This window comes from Frigoribacterium sp. PhB118, assembly GCF_003751725.1.
Classification (GTDB): Bacteria; Actinomycetota; Actinomycetes; order Actinomycetales; family Microbacteriaceae; genus Frigoribacterium.
In genome coordinates, this window is record NZ_RKID01000003.1 from 173639 (window position 1) to 190787 (window position 17149).

The window sequence follows — 17149 nt, forward strand, 5'->3', positions numbered from 1 at the left end:
GACGCCCTGCCCCGGCTGCACGACCCGCTACTCGACGGTGACCGACTTGGCCAGGTTGCGCGGCTGGTCGACGTCGAGGCCCTTGGCGGCGGCGAGCTCCATGCCGAAGATGTGCAGCGGCACGACCGACAGCAGGGGCTCGAAGAGCGGGGCCGCCAGCGGGATGTGCAGCACCTCGTCGGCGAAGGGCAGCACCGCGGCGTCGCCCTCTTCGGCGATCGCGATGACGCGGGCGCCGCGCGCGCGGATCTCTTGGATGTTCGAGACGACCTTGGGGTGCAACGACCGCGGGTCGCGCGGGCTGGGGACGACGACGAAGACGATCTGACCGGGCTCGATCAGGGCGATCGGGCCGTGCTTGAGCTCGCCGGCGGCGAAGCCCTCGGCGTGGATGTAGGCGAGTTCTTTCAGCTTGAGCGCACCCTCGAGGGCGATGGGGTAGCCCACGTGACGCCCGAGGAACAGCACCGACCGGGTGTCGGCCATCCAGCCGGCGAGGGTCTTGATGCGCTCGGACGACTCGAGCACCTGCTCGATCTTGCCGGGGATCTCGTGCAGGTCGGTGACCTGCTCGGCGATGGCCTCGGCGCTGAGCGTGCCGCGCAGGGTCGCCAGGTGCAGGCCCAGCAGGAAGAGCGCGGTGCCCTGGGCGACGAACGCCTTGGTCGACGCGACGGCGACCTCGGGGCCCGCGTGCGTGTAGAGCACGGCGTCGGACTCGCGCGGGATCGTCGAGCCCTGCGTGTTGCAGATCGACAGCACCTGGGCGCCCTGCTCTCGGGCGTACTTGACGGCCATCAGGGTGTCCATCGTCTCGCCCGACTGGCTGATCGACACCACGAGGGTCTTCTCGTCGAGGACCGGGTCGCGGTAGCGGAACTCGTGCGCCAGCTCGACCTCGACGGGGATGCGGGCCCACTGCTCGATGGCGTACTTGCCGAGGATGCCGGCGTAGGCGGCGGTGCCACAGGCGATGACGATGACGCGGTCGACGGTCAGGAGGCGCTCGCGCACGCCGTCGAGCTCGGTCAGGGTCACGGCGCCCTCGGCGGTGATGCGGCCGAGCAGCGTCTTGGCGACGGCCTCGGGCTCCTCGCTGATCTCTTTCGCCATGAAGCTGGACCAGCCGCCCTTCTCGGCGGCCGAGGCGTCCCAGTCGACCTCGAACTCGGTCGTCTCGACGGGCGCCCCGGAGAAGTCGACGACCTCGACCGAGTCGGGACGGATCGTCACGAGCTGGTCCTGCCCGATCGACATGGCCCGACGGGTGTGGGCGACGAAGGCCGCGACGTCGCTGCCGAGGAAGTTCTCGCCCTCGCCCAGGCCGATGACGAGGGGCGAGTTGCGGCGGGCGCCGACGACGACGCCCGGCTGGTCGGCGTGCACGACGAGCAGCGTGAAGGCGCCGTCGAGGGTGTTGACGACCGTGCGCAGGGCCTCGGTCAGGTCACCGGAGGAACGGTAGGCCCGGGCCACCAGGTGCGCGGCGACCTCGGAGTCGGTCTCGCTGAGGAACTCGACGCCCTCGGCGAGCAGCTCGGCCTTGAGCTCGGAGAAGTTCTCGATGATGCCGTTGTGGATGAGGGCGAGCTTGCCGTCGTCCGCGAGGTGGGGGTGCGCGTTCGCGTCGGTCGGGCCACCGTGGGTCGCCCACCGGGTGTGGCCGATGCCGGTCGTGCCGTCGGTGAGCGGCGTCGCCTCGAGGTCGTCGACGAGCATCTGCAGCTTGCCGGCCTTCTTGCGGGTGCCGAGGTCGCCCGCGGCGTCGATCACGGCGACTCCCGCCGAGTCGTACCCGCGGTACTCGAGTCGCTTGAGGCCGCCCAGCAGCACCTCGATGCTCTTGTCACCCGTTCCGACGTATCCCACGATTCCACACATGGGGTCGATCCTAGAGGTTCCCGTCCGAGAGCCCGGCGGGCCGTGCCGACTCGCGTCGACCCCGGACCGGTAGCCTCGTGCGCATGGCCGAAGCCAACCCGACGACCGCGCCCTCCGCCGTGCACGCGAGCCCCTTCGTCGAGATCGGGCGCGATGCCTGGGCCGACCTGGCCCCGACGACGCGCCTGCCGCTGACCGAGACCGAGATCGTCCAGCTGCGCGGCCTCGGCGACCGCCTCGACATGCGCGAGGTGCAGGACGTCTACGTCCCGCTCAGCCGCCTCCTCAACCTCTACGCCGCCGGCGCCCGCAACCTGCACCGGGCCACGAGCGACTTCCTCGGCGAACGGGCCCAGCGCACGCCCTTCGTGATCGGCGTCGCCGGGTCGGTGGCCGTCGGCAAGTCGACCGTCGCGCGCCTCCTGCGGGAGCTGCTCAGCCGCTGGGACGACACCCCCCGCGTCGAGTTGGTGACCACCGACGGGTTCCTCTACCCGAACGCCGAACTCGAACGCCGCGGCATCATGAGCCGCAAGGGGTTCCCCGAGTCGTACGACCGCCGCCACCTGCTGCGGTTCGTCTCGCAGGTCAAGAGCGGCGCCGAAGAGGTGCGTGCGCCGTTCTACTCGCACACCAGCTACGACATCATGCCGAGCGCCGAGGTCGTCGTGCGGCGGCCCGACATCCTGATCGTCGAGGGTTTGAACGTGCTGCAGCCCGCCGTCGCCGGCCGGCTCGCCCTGAGCGACCTGTTCGACTTCACGGTCTACGTCGACGCCCGCACCGGCGACATCGAGAACTGGTTCGTCGAACGGTTCCTCGCGCTGCAGAAGGGCGCGTTCACCCAGGAGCGCTCGTTCTTCCACCGTTTCGCCGACATGAGCGAACCCGAGGCGCGGTCGTTCGCCTCGGGCATCTGGAAGTCGGTCAACGAGCCCAACCTGATCGAGAACGTGCTGCCGACCCGGTCACGGGCGACGCTCGTCCTGCGGAAGGCGGCCGACCACAAGGTCAGTTCGGTCCTGCTGCGCAAGATCTGACCCGCGGCGACGCCGGGCCGGCTCAGGCGCCGCGGCCGGTCTCGCACCGCGTCCGGTCAGGAGGCGCGGGTGACGTCACCGGGACGTCGTGCCCCGTCCGCCGCCCAGGTCAGAGGGCGAGTCGCTCGCGCACGACGTCGGCCAGCGAGTGGGCGACGCGGTCGGCGGTCGGTTGGTCGGCGGCCTCGACCATCACGCGCACCACGGGCTCGGTGCCCGAGGGGCGGAGCAGCACGCGGCCGGTGTCGCCGAGCTCGGCCTCGAACCGGCGGACGGCCTCGGCCACGCCCTCGTCGGACGCGGCTCGCGAGCGGTCGACGTCGCGCACGTTGATCATGATCTGCGGGAAGACCGTCATGACCGAGGCGAGCTCGGCCAGGCTCTTGCCGGTCGCGGCCATGCGGGCCACGAGCGAGAGACCGGTGAGGATGCCGTCACCGGTGGTGGCGTAGTCGGCGAAGACGATGTGGCCGGACTGTTCGCCGCCGAGGGTGAAGCCGTGCTCGTTCATGTCCTCGAGCACGTAGCGGTCGCCGACCTTGGTCTGGCGGACCGTGATGCCGTGCTCGGCCATGGCACGGATGAGGCCGAGGTTGCTCATCACCGTCGCGACGAGCGTGTCGTCGACGAGGGCGCCACGTTCTTTCTGCGCCAGGGCGATGATGGCCATGATCTGGTCGCCGTCGACCACGGCGCCGGTGGCGTCGACGGCCAGGCAGCGGTCGGCGTCGCCGTCGTGCGCGATGCCGACGTCGGCCCCGTGCTCGAGGACGGCCCTCGCGAGGTTGTCGAGGTGGGTCGACCCCACGCCGTCGTTGATGTTCACGCCGTCGGGATCGGCGCCGATCAGGGTGACCGTCGCGCCGGCGTCGGTGAACACCTCGGGCGAGACGGCCGAGGCGGCCCCGTGGGCACAGTCGAGGACGACGTGGATGCCGTCGAGTCGGTTGGGCAGGGCGCCGAGCAGGTGCAGCACGTAGCGGTCCTCGGCGTCGGCGAACCGACGGATGCGGCCCACGTCGCCACCGATCGGCATCAACTGCGGATCGGCCATGGCGGCCTCGATGCGGTCTTCGACCTCGTCGGGGAGCTTGGTGCCGCCGAAGGCGAAGAACTTGATGCCGTTGTCGGGCGCGGCGTTGTGCGAGGCGCTGATCATCACGCCGAAGTCGGCGCCGATGTCGTCGACCAGGAAGGCCGCGGCGGGGGTCGGGATGACTCCGGCGTCGAGCACGTCGACGCCCGAGCTGGCGAGCCCGGCACAGACGGCCGCGGTGAGGAACTCACCGGAGATGCGGGGGTCGCGCGCGACGACGGCGACGGGTCGTCGCCCCTCGGCGCGACGGGCATCGGCGTGATGCCCCTTCGTGAGCACCACCGCGCTCGCCTGGGAGAGCCCCAGGGCGAGCGCGGCGGTCAGCTCACGGTTGGCGAGGCCTCTGACACCGTCGGTACCGAACAAACGCGACATCGCGAGACCTGCCTTGTGTGGTGCTGGTTAGCGCTTCGAGAACTGCGAGGCCTTGCGGGCCTTCTTGAGACCGGCCTTCTTGCGCTCGATGACGCGGGCGTCACGGGTGAGGAAGCCGGCCTTCTTGAGCGTGGCGCGGTTGTTCTCGCGGTCGATCTCGTTCAGCGCACGGGCGATGGCGAGACGGAGGGCACCGGCCTGGCCCGAGGGGCCACCACCGGTGACCTTGACGGCCACGTCGTACGAGCCGAGCAGGTCGAGGACCTTGAACGGGTCGTTGATCAGCTGCTGGTGCAGCTTGTTGGGGAAGTAGTCCTCGAGGGTGCGACCGTTCACGACGATCGTGCCGGAGCCGGGCGTGAGGCGCGCACGAGCGATGGCCTCCTTGCGGCGACCGACGGCGGAACCGCCGACGCTCAGCACGGGGCGGGGCGTCGCGGCGGCCTCGGGGGCCGAGCTCTCGGTGGTGAAGCTCTCGGGAGCCTGGTCGATGGAATCTGCGATCTGAGCCACTGTGTGGGGGTCCTTAAGTCTGAAGGCGGACGCTACTGGGCGACCTGGTCGAGGGTGTAAACCGTGGGCTGCTGAGCAGCGTGGGGGTGCTCGGCACCCGCGTACACCTTCAGCTTCTTGATCTGGGCACGGCCCAGCGAGTTCTTCGGCAGCATGCCACGGATGGCCTTCTCGACCGCGCGGGTGGGGTGCTTCTCGACCATCTCGGAGTACGTGGTGGCCGTGATGCCGCCCGGGTAACCCGAGTGACGGTAGTAGAGCTTCTCGGCCAGCTTGGAGCCGGTGAGGGCCACCTTGTCGGCGTTGATGACGATGACGAAGTCGCCCATGTCCATGTGGGGGGCGAAGGTCGGCTTGTGCTTGCCGCGCAGCAGGGCTGCCACGTGGCTCGCGAGGCGGCCGAGCACGACGTCGTTGGCGTCGATGATCAGCCAGTTCGGCTGAACGTCAGCCGGCTTGGGGGAGAAAGTGCGCGTCACAGTAGTGCTGCTTTCTGGTCGAGGTGAGAGGTTCGTGAATCCCGCTCCGTTGCCGTTGTCACCGCAGAGGCGATGAGAACGAGTCAGGTGGAGGGCTCAACTTCGGGCGAAAGCGCGCAGTTGCGCAGACACCAAGGGTTCACGTTACCCGACACGGGCCGGACGGTCAACCATCGCCCGCCTCGCCCCGGGGAGTCACTCCCCCAGCTGGTCGTGCGAACGCTTCACCTGCGTCAGGGCCACCCGGGCGGCCATCTCGGCGTCGGGCGGGTAGCCGACCTCGACCATCGTGAGACCGTGCGCGGGCACGACCCGGAACTCGCCGTTGCGCTGGGCCTCGCGCCGCACGCCCACCGCACGATGCGCCTCCATCGCCCCCTCGCCGACGGCCACGCAGGCGCCCACGAGGTTGCGCACGAGGTTGTGGCAGAACGCGTCCGCCTGCACCGAGGCGACGAGCACGCCGTCGGACTCGCGCCTCCACGAGAACTCCTGCAGCTCGCGGATGGTGGTCGCGTAGTCGCGGTGTCGGCAGTACGCGGCCCAGTCGTGCAGGCCGAGCAGGCCGGACGCCGTCGCGTTCATGAGCTCGAGGTCGAGGCGTTGGTCGTACCAGAGGGTGTGGCTGCGCCTCGTGGGGTCGCGCTCGGCCCCCCGGTCGGCGATGCGGTACTCGTACCGGCGCCAGAGGGCGCCGAAGCGGGCGTGGAAACCCGGAGGCGCGACCCGGGCACCCGAGATCACGATCTCGTCGGACGCGCCCGCGAGCCCGTTCAGCCGCCGTGCCAGCACGGTCGGGGCGTCGAGCGGGGACTGGTCGCGCATGCCGCGGTGCGGCTTCTGCAGCTGGGCGATCTGGGCGTCGGTGAGGTCGAGGTGCACCACCTGCCCGCGCGCGTGCACGCCGGCGTCGGTGCGACCCGCCACGGTCACGGTCGGCACGTCTCCCAGCCGACGGAAGAGCGTCTGCAGAGCGGCCTCGATCTCGCCCTGCACCGTGCGGCGGCCGGGTTGTTCGCTCCAGCCCGAGAAGCCGGTGCCGTCGTACGCCACCCCGAGGCGGAGGCGCGTCAGGGCCGGGGCGTCGATCGTCACCCGACGATCCTACGGGGCCGACACCGCGCCTCCTCGGCCTGTCGGGTGGGCGGACGACGACGGCGGCCGCGACCCGGTCACCCGGGTCACGACCGCCGTCGGGCGCCTCCGCCTAGCCCATGCGGGAGGCGCGGTGCCGGACCACGAGGACCGTGCCACCCATCGCCATCAGCACCAGGGCGAGCGCCAGCCACCCGGCCAGGGGCGCGGAGCCCGTGAAGGCGAGCGAGCCGTCCGCGGTCGGTGCGGTCGTGCCCGGGGTGACCGCCCCGGGACCGGCACCCGGCACGGTCGGACCGGCTCCGGGCGTCGCGCCCGGGTCGGTCACCGGCGGCGCGGGGTCGACGGGAGCGGCGAGCAGCGACACCCCGACGACGACCGGGTCGTGGTCGCTCGAGCGGAACTGGTCGGGCTGGTACAGCTGCTCGGCGTTGTAGTTGAAGCGGCTGTACTCGAGGCCGATGCCCTCACCCGAGTTGATGTTCCAGATGTCCACGCCCGTGACGGCCTCGGCCGCGGCGGGCGAGGCGAGCACGTGGTCGAGGGACCCGCTGAGACCGCTGAAGACGTAGCTGTACTCGTCGGTCCCGGTCGAGCCGAGGTCGACGTAGCCGGCCTGGCGGAGCACCTCGATCGGGTCCTCCTGGCTGTAGGCGTTGAAGTCGCCGAGCAGGAACACCTTGTCGGTCCCCGCAGCGGCCTCACGCTCGGCGGCGAAGGCGACCAGGGCGTTCGCCTGGTTGACGCGCGAGCCGTTCGAACCGCCCTGACCGTCCCCCTGGTCGGCGTCCGGGCCCGAACCACTGCCCTTCGACTTGAAGTGGTTCGCGATCGCGACGAAGGTCGACCCGGCGTCACCGCCGACGGGCCGGAAGGCCTGCGCGAGCGGCTGCCGGGCGTTGCTGAACGCGGCCGATCCGGTCAGGATCGTCGACCCTCCGACGGGCTCGGCGACGGCCTTCTTGTAGATGAAGGCCAGACGGATGACGTCCTCGTTGGCGGGCACCGACTCCGGTGAGCGCGCGTAGTCCCAGACCTCGCTGCCGGCCGCGGCGTTGAGCGCCCCGACCAGGGTCGCGAGTGCGGAGTCGCGGTCCTCGCCGAAGCGGGCCGAGTTCTCGATCTCCTCGAGCGACACGACGTCGGCGCCCAGGGCGGTGATCGCCGTGACGATCTTCACCTGCTGGCGGGCGAGGTTCTCGGCGTTCGCGGCACCACGAGCGTCGCAGCCGCTGTTCACCGTCACCGGCGCACCCGCGCGGTCCGTGTAGAACGTGCAGCCGCGCAGCTGGTCGCCCGTCGTCGTGAAGTAGTTGAGCACGTTGAAGCTGGCGAGCTTCAGGTCGCCTCCCACCTCGCGCGGGGCGTCGGTGCGGATGTCCTCGAACGTGACCGGCAGGTCGCCGTAGGCGGTGTCTCCGGTGAGACGGGCAGTCGGCTGGTACTTCCAGGCCGAGTTGCGGAAGTCGAACACGACCGGCTTCGTGAAGGCGACCGAGGCGCCCACCGTGACGGGGTTCTCGTTCGAGAGGTAGGGCAGCGGGATCGACTGGTTGGCCGCGGTGAAGAAGTTCGTCGTGGCACCGTCGTCGAGGGTCACGGCACGGGCCGCGTTGTCGGCGACCACCGCCGCGTAGCCCGGGGAGCCCGGTCGGGCGACCTCGGTGGGCTGGATCAGCGGCCGGTCACCCGAGGCGAGCTCGACCTCGCCGTACTGGTTCGTCGTGTAGGTGTCCGCGACGGTGAACTCGCCCTGAGGCAGCACGAGCATGCTCTCGAGCGTCTCGCGCTGGGCGTCGGTGGCGGGCAGGCCGACGGTCGCCGCCTGGGGTGCCGCGACGGTCGAGGCGTCGAGCGCCCGGAGCGACGCCGCACCGGTGACGGTGATCTGCGTCAGGCCGAAGAACTCGGTGACGGTCCCGTCGATCTCGACGTAGTCGCCGACGGCGACCGAGGAGGCGGTGCTCGCGGAGTACACGAACAGCGCGTCCGACGCGACGTGCGTCGCCAGGTCGAGTGCGCCTCCGGTGCCCGGGGTCTGGATGACGTAGCCGTCGAGGCCGCCCGTGGGGTAGGTGGCCGTGACGACGCCCCGCGTGGTCACCGTGCGACCGACGAGAGGGCTCGTGCCGGTCGCACCCTGGATCTGGGCGACCGTCACGTCGGCCTCGGGGGTCGGCTCGGGCTGCGGCTCGGGCTCCGGACCGGGCTCGGTGCCCGTGCCGCCGGAGTTCTGCGGGGTGACGGTGGTCTGCGTCGAGAAGTCGGCCGCGTTGACGTCGGTGTCGACACCAGCGGTGCGGGCCAACGAATTGGGCGTCGGGTTCGTTCCCGTCACGGGAGCGACGGTCGTCTCGAAGGTGTTCGAGGCGCCGTAGCCGAGCAGGTCGACCACGCCCGGCGTCCCGGCGGGGACCGAACCGGGTGCGAGCGTCAACGGAACGGCGCCGTTCGACAACAGGACCGTTCCCGTGGTGCCGCTCGGGTTGAGCGAGGCACTCGCGTCGGGGGCGGGCAGGTCGGCGCCCGTGGTGCCGTTGCCCGGGATCGCCACGAGGAAGTAGCCACCGGCCGCGATGGTGCCGGCGAGTTCGGCGGCGGAGAACTGCCCGGCGCCCGTCGCCGAGCGGTACTGCAGGGACCAGCCGGCCAGCGACACCGACGCCGTCGTGGGGTTGTACAGCTCGACGAACTTGCGGTTGAAGGGAGCGTTGGCGCTGCCTCCCTTGAGGTAGGCCTCGTTGATGACCACCGACGAACCGTCGGGCGCGGCGAGGGCGGGCGCGGCGGTCGCGAGAGGGGCGAGCCCGAGCGCGAGGGCCATGCCCGTCGTGAGGGCGAGGGCCTTGAGTGGGCGGGGGCGTGGCGACATGACGTCCTTCGTGATCGGGTCGGGCTCCGGTCACCGTAGGCGGCACAGGTGCACCACAGGTGTCGCAGAACAATCGCCAAGGTAAACGACCCCCGCCCGGGGGGCCAGTCCTCTCTTGTGCGGACCCCCTCCTGCTCCCTGCACGACGAAGGGCCCGTCACCTCGCGGTGACGGGCCCTCCGGGTGGTGCTGGTGGGTCTACTTGGCTGCTTCGTCGTCCGACTTCGCAGCGGCGTCGGCCTCGACCTCGTCGGCGGCAGCCGTCTCGGTCTCGGTCTCGACGGGAGCCGACTCCTCGACGGTCTCGGTCTCGTCGACGGGAGCCTCGGTGGGCTCCTCGGCGACGGGCTCGGCGACCGGAGCCGCCGCGGCGGTGGTCTTCGAGTTCTTGACCTTGGGGCTCACGGGCTCGAGGACGAGCTCGATCGACACCATCGACGCGTTGTCACCCTTGCGGAAGCCGAGCTTCGTGATGCGGGTGTAGCCGCCGTCACGGTTCTCGACCAGCGGGGCGATCTCGGTGAAGAGGATGTGGGCGGCCTCTTTGTTGTTGCGCAGGGTCTGCATGGCGCGACGACGCGAGTGCAGGTCGCCACGCTTCGCGAAGGTCACGAGACGCTCGGCGACGGGACGGAGGCGCTTGGCCTTGGTCTCGGTCGTCTTGATCGTCTTGTGCTCGAAGAGCGAGGCGGCCAGGTTGGCCAGCATGAGGCGCTCGTGCGCCGGGCCGCCTCCGAGGCGGGGTCCCTTGGTGGGCTTGGGCATTGTCTGTTCCTAAGTGAGTCGAGAGTGGAGGGCGTCGGGCGGAGAGACCTAGTTGGTGGTCTCTTCTTCGTCGTAACCGCTGTAGAAGTGGGCTCCGTCGAACCCGGGGACCGTGTCCTTGAGCGAGAGGCCGAGCTCGACGAGCTTGTCCTTCACCTCGTCGACCGACTTCTGACCGAAGTTGCGGATGTTCATCAACTGGGTCTCGGACAGGGCGACCAGCTCGGACACCGTGTTGATGCCCTCGCGCTTCAGGCAGTTGTAGCTGCGGACCGACAGGTCGAGGTCCTCGATCGGGGTCTGCAGCTCGCTCGACAGGACGGCGTCGACCGGCGCGGGGCCGATCTCGATGCCCTCGGCGGCGGTGTTCAGCTCGCGGGCGAGGCCGAACAGCTCGGTCAGCGTGCGACCGGCCGAGGCGATGGCGTCACGGGGCGAGATCGACGGCTTCGACTCGACGTCGACGACCAGGCGGTCGAAGTCGGTGCGCTCACCGGCACGCGTCGCCTCGACGCGGTAGGTGACCTTGAGCACGGGCGAGTAGATCGAGTCGATCGGGATCTGACCGGCTTCGCTGAACTCGCTGCGGTTCTGCACGGCCGACACGTAACCACGGCCACGCTCGATCGTGAGCTCGAGCTCGAACTTCGCCTTGTCGTTCAGCGTGGCGATGACGAGCTCGGGGTTGTGGATCTCGACGCCGGCCGGAGCCGAGATGTCGGCGGCCGTGACCTGACCCGCACCCTGCTTGCGCAGGTAGGCCGTGATGGGCTCGTCGTGCTCGCTGGCGACGACCAGCTGCTTGATGTTGAGGATGACCTCGGTGACGTCCTCTTTCACTCCGGGGACGGTCGTGAACTCGTGCAGCACACCGTCGATGCGGATGCTGGTGACAGCAGCGCCGGGGATCGACGAGAGAAGCGTGCGGCGCAGCGAGTTGCCGAGGGTGTAACCGAAGCCTGGCTCGAGGGGCTCGATCACGAAGCGGGAGCGGAACTCCGAGATGTTCTCCTCGGTGAGGGTGGGGCGCTGTGCAATGAGCACTGTTTAATCCTTTCGGCGAAGAGTCCGCTATATGACTCTTGGCGGTACGACAGGTGGCTGGCCCGTCGGGTCTGTTGAGTTGTGGGCACCTCGGGCGAACACGCGGGAGGCGGTGCTGACGCGGGGGAGCCCGCCGTACCCGACGGACCCCGGTGACGGGGCCCGTCGGGCACGGCGGGCGGTAACTCAGTTAGACGCGACGACGCTTCGGCGGGCGGCAGCCGTTGTGCGCCTGGGGGGTGACGTCGTTGATCGAACCGACCTCGAGGCCTGCGGCCTGGAGCGAGCGGATCGCCGTCTCGCGACCCGAACCCGGGCCCTTGACGAAGACGTCGACCTTCTTGACACCGTGCTCCTGCGCCTGGCGGGCGGCGGACTCGGCGGCGAGCTGCGCGGCGAATGGGGTCGACTTGCGCGAGCCCTTGAAGCCGACGGCGCCGGACGAGGCCCAGCTCAGGACGGCGCCCGAGGGGTCGGTGATCGAGACGATCGTGTTGTTGAACGTGCTCTTGATGTGGGCCTGGCCCACGGCGACGTTCTTCTTCTCTTTGCGGCGGGGCTTACGCGCGGCCGTCTTCGGTGCTGCCAATTTTTTCTCCTACAACCTTGAGGGGCGTACGGCGGGAGCCGAGGCCTATCGAGCCTTCTTCTTGCCGGCGACGGTGCGCTTCGGGCCCTTGCGGGTACGAGCGTTCGTCTTGGTGCGCTGGCCGCGGACGGGGAGGCCGCGGCGGTGGCGGATGCCCTCGTAGCTACCGATCTCGACCTTGCGGCGGATGTCGGCGGCCACCTCGCGGCGGAGGTCACCCTCGACCTTGTAGTTGCCCTCGATGTAGTCGCGGAGCAGGACGAGCTGGTCGTCCGTGAGGTCCTTGACGCGGATGTTGCCGTCGATCTCGGTCTCGGCGAGAGTCTTGAGCGCGCTGGTGCGGCCGACTCCGTAGATGTAGGTCAGTGCGACTTCGACGCGCTTGTCGCGCGGGATGTCAACGCCTGCTAGACGTGCCATGATGGCCTCTTTTCAGAGATGGTGGAGGTCTGTCACAGCACCGGTGCCCGGGCCTCCGACCCGGGGTGTCCCCCGCCTCCGTCCACCCTGTCGGGCTTCCGTGACGAGTTCTGGTGCTGCTGGGAGGGTGTTGCTGTGTGACCCGGCTCGGCCGGGTCGGCATCGGCACGTCGCCGGAGCGACGGACGAGTCAGCCCTGACGCTGCTTGTGGCGCGGGTTGCTCTTGCAGATGACCATGACGTTGCCCTTGCGGCGGATGACCTTGCAGTGCTCGCAGATGGGCTTGACGCTGGGGTTGACCTTCATTGCTGATTCCTTGATCTCGCTGGCTTCGTGCCCCACGGGTGCGTGGGGCCGTTCCTTTCCAGCACGCCCTACTTGTAGCGGTAGACGATCCGGCCGCGGGTCAGGTCGTAGGGGCTGAGCTCCACGATCACACGGTCTTCGGGCAGGATGCGGATGTAGTGCTGCCGCATCTTGCCGGAGATGTGCGCGAGGACCCTGTGTCCGTTGGTCAACTCAACGCGGAACATCGCGTTGGGCAGAGCTTCGATCACTGCGCCTTCGATTTCGATGACACCGTCTTTTTTGGCCATAGCCTCACTGTCGCTAAGAATAGGGGTGTTGGTCGTGCGGGGATGCGATGCCCAGGCGCGCAGAAACGCACACGGAACACCAAAGGTCGATCCTAGGTGATGCCGGTATAGTTCAGCAACCCGGCTGGTCAACCCGACACGCCGGAGCACCCGCCGACCTCTGCCGCCCACCTCGGCCGTCGTCTCGTCGGGTACGCGTCACGACTGCCGGGAGCACCATGCCTGACCGCTCGACCACCCCCTCCTCCCCTCGGGGGGTCGCTCGTCACGGCCGACTCCGCCGCCGCGGCCCCGTCCGCATGCTCCTGGGGCTCGTCGCCGGGACGATGGCCGTCGTGCTCGTGAGCGGCGTGTCCGTCGCGGCCATCGCGGTCCGCTCCGCGACCTCGGGCGTGCAGACGGTCTCTCTCGGCAACGAGGACGAGGTCGCCGGGGTCGACATCTCGGCCATCCAGGGCGGCGCCAACATCCTGCTGGTGGGCAGCGACGAACGCGACGACGGCAGCCAGGTCGACGCCGGCGAGGTCGACGGCATCCGCAACGACGTGACGATCCTGGCCCACCTCTCGGCGGACCACACCCAGCTGACGGCCGTGAGCTTCCCCCGCGACCTGATGATCGACGTGCCCGAATGCGTCGGCGACGACGGCCAGGTGTACCCGGCCGAGGACTACGTGCAGTTCAACACGACCCTCGGACGCGGTGGCCTCTCGTGCACCGTCAAGACGGTCGAGGGCATGACCGGACTGGCGATCCCCTACGCCGGCAAGATCACCTTCGACGGCGTCATCGAGATGTCGAACGCCATCGGTGGGGTCGACGTCTGCGTCACGCGGACGATCCGGGACACCGACTCGGGCATCGACCTGACCGCGGGCACCCACACCCTGCAGGGTGCCGAGGCCCTCGCCTTCCTGCGGACCCGACACGGCGTCGGCGACGGGAGCGACATCGCGCGCATCAGCTCGCAGCAGGTCTTCCTGTCGTCGATGATGCGCAAGATCATCTCGGGCGGCACCCTCGGCGACGTGACGACGCTCTACAAACTCGCCTCGGCCGCCCTGAGCAACATGACGTTGTCGTCCACCCTCGACTCCCCCGACACGCTCGTGCGCCTGGCCCTCGCGCTCAAGGACATCCAGCCCGCGGGGATCGTCTTCGTCCAGTACCCGGTCGTCGACGATCCGCGGGACCCGAACAGGGTGGTGCAGTCCACGACCGACGCCGCGGCCCTGAACGCCGCCCTGAACGCCGACCAGAAGTTCACCCTCGGTGACGACAGCGCCGGACGTGGCTCCGTCTCGGACGGAACGGCCCCGGTCGCGACCACGCCCCCCGCCGCACCGAGCGAGACGTCGACGCCGTCCGACACGACGTCGGAGTCCTCCGTGCCGGCCGCCCCGGCTGCGACGGAGGCGCCGACGACCACGCTGCCCTCGACCATCACGGGCCAGTCGGCGGCCGAGGCCACCTGCAGCGTCGGCTCGTCCCGCTGAGCCGCACCGCGCCTCCTCGCGTCGTCGGCGTGAGCCGAGGAGGCGCGGGTCAGGCGATCGGGACGGGTGTCACTCCCAGCGGAGACAGACCCGCAGCGCCGCCGTCCTGTGCCGTGAGCACCCAGATGCCGCCGTCGTGCACCGCGATCGAGTGCTCCCAGTGCGCGGCCATCGAGCCGTCGCGCGTGCTGACGGTCCACCCGTCGTCGTGGGTCACGGTGTCGATTCCGCCCGACGTGACCATGGGCTCGATGGCGATCACGAGGCCGGGCCGGACGGCGGGGCCACGTCCGCGGACGCGGTAGTTGAACACCGGCGGGTCCTCGTGCATCGAACGACCGATGCCGTGGCCGGTGTAGTCCTCGATGATGCCGAAGTCGCCCTGCCCGTCGATGTAGTCCTCGATGGCGCCCCCCACCTCGTTGAGGTGCGAGGCTGACGCCAGCGCGGCGATGCCGTGCCAGAGGGACTGCTCGGTGACCTCGTTCAACCGACGACGCTCGGCCACCACGTCAGGGCGGTCGGCATCGTCCAGGACGAAACTCCGTGCGCTGTCGCCGTTCCAGCCGTCGAGTTGCGCTCCGCTGTCGACGGAGACGAGGTCCCCCGCCGCCAGTACGCGCGAACCGGGGATGCCGTGCACGACCTCGTCACCGACCGACGCACACACCGTGTGACGGTAGCCGGGCACCAACATGAAGTTGGGTTCTCCCCCACCGTCTCGGATGACGGCTTCGGCGACGGCGTCGAGTTCGAGCGTGGACACGCCGGGACGAACGGCGGACTGGACGGCGTCGAGCGACGCGGCCGTCAACAGCCCCGGCGCGACCAGACGTCTGAGTTCGTCGGCCGTCTTGTAGATGCCGGAGCGGCGGAACGCCACGAGGTCAGGAGGCCGAGGCGACGGACGTGAAGCCGCGAGCGGTCAAGGCCGACTCGATGCGCCCGGCGACCTCGTCGATGCTGCCCAGACCGTCGACCTCGACGAGGATGCCTCGATCTCGGTACGTGTCGATCAGGGGTGCGGTCTCGCGGAGGTAGACGTCCTGGCGGTGGCGGATGGCGTCCTCGGTGTCGTCGGAACGACCCTGGTCGACGGCACGCCGGCGCAGTCGCTCGACGATCTCGTCCCGCTCGGCGACCAGCTGGACGACGGTGGTCAACGACTGCCCCTGCGCGGCGAGGTGCTCGTCGAGGAATTCGACCTGCTGCAACGTGCGTGGGTACCCGTCGAGGAGGAAGCCCTCGCTCGCATCGGCCTGCGACAGCCGGTCGGAGATGAGCTCGTTGGTGAGGCTGTCCGGTACGTAGTCGCCCGCGTCGAGGATCGCCTTGACCTTGAGACCGAGCTCGGTCTCGTTCTTGACGTTGGCGCGGAAGATGTCGCCGGTCGAGATCGCGGGGATGCCCAACGACTCGGCGATCGCGACCGCCTGGGTGCCCTTGCCGGCCCCGGGGGGACCGACGATGAGGAGGCGCGGGCTGAGTCGGGTCTCAGCGGCGCTCATCGGAGCAGGCCCTCGTAGTGACGCTGCTGCAGCTGCGAGTCGATCTGCTTGACCGTCTCGAGGCCGACGCCCACGATGATCAGGATGCTGGCGCCTCCGAAGGGGAAGTTCTGGTTCGCACCGACCGTGGCCAACGCGATCAGCGGGATGAGCGCGATGATGCCGAGGTACAGGGCACCGGGCAGCGTCACACGCGTCAGCACGTAGTCGAGGTACTCGGCCGTGGGGCGACCGGCCCGGATGCCCGGGATGAACCCGCCGTACTTCTTCATGTTGTCGGCGACCTCTTCGGGGTTGAAGGTGATCGCGACGTAGAAGTAGGTGAACCCGACGATGAGGGCGAAGTACAGCACCATGTAGAGCGGGTTGTCGCCCGAGGTGAGGTTGGCCTGCACCCAGCTGACCCAGGCGGGCGGAGCCGTTCCGTCGGAGGGTTGGTTGAACTGGGCGACGAGGGCCGGGAGGTAAAGCAGCGACGAGGCGAAGATGACCGGCACGACGCCGGCCATGTTGACCTTGATCGGGATGTACGTGTTGTTGCCACCGTACGTGCGCCGACCGACCATGCGTTTGGCGTACTGGACGGGGATCCGCCGTTGGGACTGCTCGACGAAGACCACGAGCGCCATGATGATCAGTCCGACCGCGATGACGAGCAGGAAGATCTCGAAGCTGCGCGACTGCGCGATGCTCCAGAGGGCCGTCGGGAAGCGGGCGGCGATCGAGGTGAAGATCAGCAGCGACATGCCGTTGCCGATGCCGCGCTCGGTGATGAGTTCGCCCATCCACATGATGAGGCCGGTACCGGCGGTCATCGTGACGACCATGAGCATGACGGCGTACCAGGCGTCGTTCGTGATCAGCTGGCTGCACTCCGCGATGCCGGACGAACCGAACAGGGCACCCGAGCGGGCCACGGTGATGAGCGTCGTCGACTGGAGGACACCGAGAGCGATGGTGAGGTACCGCGTGTACTGCGTGAGCTTCGCCTGCCCGGACTGGCCCTCTTTGTAGAGGGTGTCGAAGTGAGGGATGACCACGCGCAGCAACTGCACGATGATCGACGAGGTGATGTAGGGCATGATGCCCAACGCGAACACGGACAGCTGCAGCAGAGCGCCGCCGCTGAACAGGTTGACGAGCTCGTAGAGACCCGAGGTGCCCTGGTTGCCCGCGAGACACGCCTGCACGTTCTGGTAGTCGACGAACGGCGCGGGGATGAAGCTCCCCAACCGGAAGAGCGCGATGATGCCGAGCGTGAACCCGATCTTGCGACGCAGGTCGGGGGTGCGCATGATGCGCGCGACAGCTCTGAACACGTGGGGCCTCCCGGTATGAAGGATAGACGACTGATGGGGGTGGCCCTGGCGGACCACCCC

Annotated in this window: 17 protein-coding genes; 2 read left to right on the forward strand and 15 right to left on the reverse strand. The window is 69.4% G+C overall.

Annotation, left to right across the window (positions count from 1 at the left end; translation table 11 throughout):
- Positions 1-27: 27 nt before the first annotated feature.
- Positions 28-1881 carry a glutamine--fructose-6-phosphate transaminase (isomerizing) gene (gene glmS, locus EDF21_RS10285; protein WP_123571283.1) on the reverse strand — a complete coding sequence of 618 codons (1854 nt, stop codon included), beginning with the start codon at positions 1879-1881 and terminating at the stop codon, positions 28-30.
- A gap of 83 nt (positions 1882-1964) precedes the next feature.
- Between glmS and coaA the strand changes: the two genes are divergently transcribed.
- Positions 1965-2921: a type I pantothenate kinase gene (coaA, locus tag EDF21_RS10290; protein WP_123571284.1), complete on the forward strand. Its 957-nt coding sequence runs from the start codon at positions 1965-1967 to the stop codon at positions 2919-2921.
- A gap of 109 nt (positions 2922-3030) precedes the next feature.
- On the opposite strand, the gene glmM is transcribed toward coaA, so the two are convergent.
- From glmM to infA, 11 genes are all read right to left on the reverse strand, one after another.
- The gene (gene glmM / locus EDF21_RS10295; protein ID WP_123571285.1) at positions 3031-4392 is read right to left on the reverse strand and encodes a phosphoglucosamine mutase; all 1362 of its coding nucleotides are present in this window, start codon (positions 4390-4392) and stop codon (positions 3031-3033) included.
- Positions 4393-4419: 27 nt separating this feature from the next.
- Positions 4420-4905, reverse strand: coding sequence for a 30S ribosomal protein S9 (gene rpsI / locus EDF21_RS10300; protein WP_082059799.1), 486 nt, complete (start codon positions 4903-4905; stop codon positions 4420-4422).
- A gap of 32 nt (positions 4906-4937) precedes the next feature.
- Positions 4938-5384: a 50S ribosomal protein L13 gene (gene rplM / locus EDF21_RS10305; RefSeq protein ID WP_043593314.1), complete on the reverse strand. Its 447-nt coding sequence runs from the start codon at positions 5382-5384 to the stop codon at positions 4938-4940.
- Between the two features lie 195 nt (positions 5385-5579).
- A complete protein-coding gene (locus EDF21_RS10310; protein ID WP_233568458.1) occupies positions 5580-6479 on the reverse strand; it encodes a tRNA pseudouridine(38-40) synthase TruA in 900 nt (299 codons plus the stop codon).
- A 112-nt stretch (positions 6480-6591) separates the two neighbouring features.
- Positions 6592-9351 (reverse strand): ExeM/NucH family extracellular endonuclease, encoded by a 2760-nt coding sequence (locus tag EDF21_RS10315; RefSeq protein ID WP_233568459.1) that lies wholly within the window; start codon positions 9349-9351, stop codon positions 6592-6594.
- A 198-nt stretch (positions 9352-9549) separates the two neighbouring features.
- Complete coding sequence (gene rplQ, locus EDF21_RS10320) at positions 9550-10116, reverse strand: 50S ribosomal protein L17 (protein ID WP_043593320.1); 567 nt, start codon at positions 10114-10116, stop codon at positions 9550-9552.
- A gap of 48 nt (positions 10117-10164) precedes the next feature.
- Positions 10165-11160 carry a DNA-directed RNA polymerase subunit alpha gene (locus EDF21_RS10325; RefSeq protein WP_043593322.1) on the reverse strand — a complete coding sequence of 332 codons (996 nt, stop codon included), beginning with the start codon at positions 11158-11160 and terminating at the stop codon, positions 10165-10167.
- A 190-nt stretch (positions 11161-11350) separates the two neighbouring features.
- On the reverse strand, positions 11351-11749 hold the full coding sequence (gene rpsK / locus EDF21_RS10330) for a 30S ribosomal protein S11 (RefSeq protein ID WP_043593323.1): 399 nt from the start codon (positions 11747-11749) through the stop codon (positions 11351-11353).
- Between the two features lie 45 nt (positions 11750-11794).
- Positions 11795-12169, reverse strand: a complete 375-nt coding sequence (rpsM, locus tag EDF21_RS10335) for a 30S ribosomal protein S13 (RefSeq protein WP_043593325.1) — start codon at positions 12167-12169, stop codon at positions 11795-11797.
- A gap of 190 nt (positions 12170-12359) precedes the next feature.
- Entirely contained in the window at positions 12360-12476 is a 117-nt protein-coding gene (gene rpmJ, locus EDF21_RS10340) for a 50S ribosomal protein L36 (protein ID WP_043593327.1), read from the reverse strand.
- A gap of 68 nt (positions 12477-12544) precedes the next feature.
- Positions 12545-12766, reverse strand: a complete 222-nt coding sequence (gene infA, locus EDF21_RS10345) for a translation initiation factor IF-1 (RefSeq protein ID WP_043593329.1) — start codon at positions 12764-12766, stop codon at positions 12545-12547.
- 218 nt (positions 12767-12984) lie between these two features.
- Between infA and EDF21_RS10350 the strand changes: the two genes are divergently transcribed.
- On the forward strand, positions 12985-14262 hold the full coding sequence (locus EDF21_RS10350) for an LCP family protein (protein ID WP_082460059.1): 1278 nt from the start codon (positions 12985-12987) through the stop codon (positions 14260-14262).
- Positions 14263-14311: 49 nt separating this feature from the next.
- On the opposite strand, the gene map is transcribed toward EDF21_RS10350, so the two are convergent.
- The 3 genes from map to secY are packed head-to-tail and all read right to left on the reverse strand — an operon-like array spanning position 14312 to position 17089.
- Positions 14312-15145, reverse strand: a complete 834-nt coding sequence (gene map / locus EDF21_RS10355; RefSeq protein WP_123571286.1) for a type I methionyl aminopeptidase — start codon at positions 15143-15145, stop codon at positions 14312-14314.
- A gap of 4 nt (positions 15146-15149) precedes the next feature.
- Complete coding sequence (locus tag EDF21_RS10360) at positions 15150-15770, reverse strand: adenylate kinase (protein WP_123571287.1); 621 nt, start codon at positions 15768-15770, stop codon at positions 15150-15152.
- Positions 15767-17089 carry a preprotein translocase subunit SecY gene (gene secY / locus EDF21_RS10365; protein ID WP_043593336.1) on the reverse strand — a complete coding sequence of 441 codons (1323 nt, stop codon included), beginning with the start codon at positions 17087-17089 and terminating at the stop codon, positions 15767-15769. Before secY ends, EDF21_RS10360 begins: the two co-directional genes overlap by 4 nt.
- Between the last annotated feature and the right edge of the window lie 60 nt (positions 17090-17149).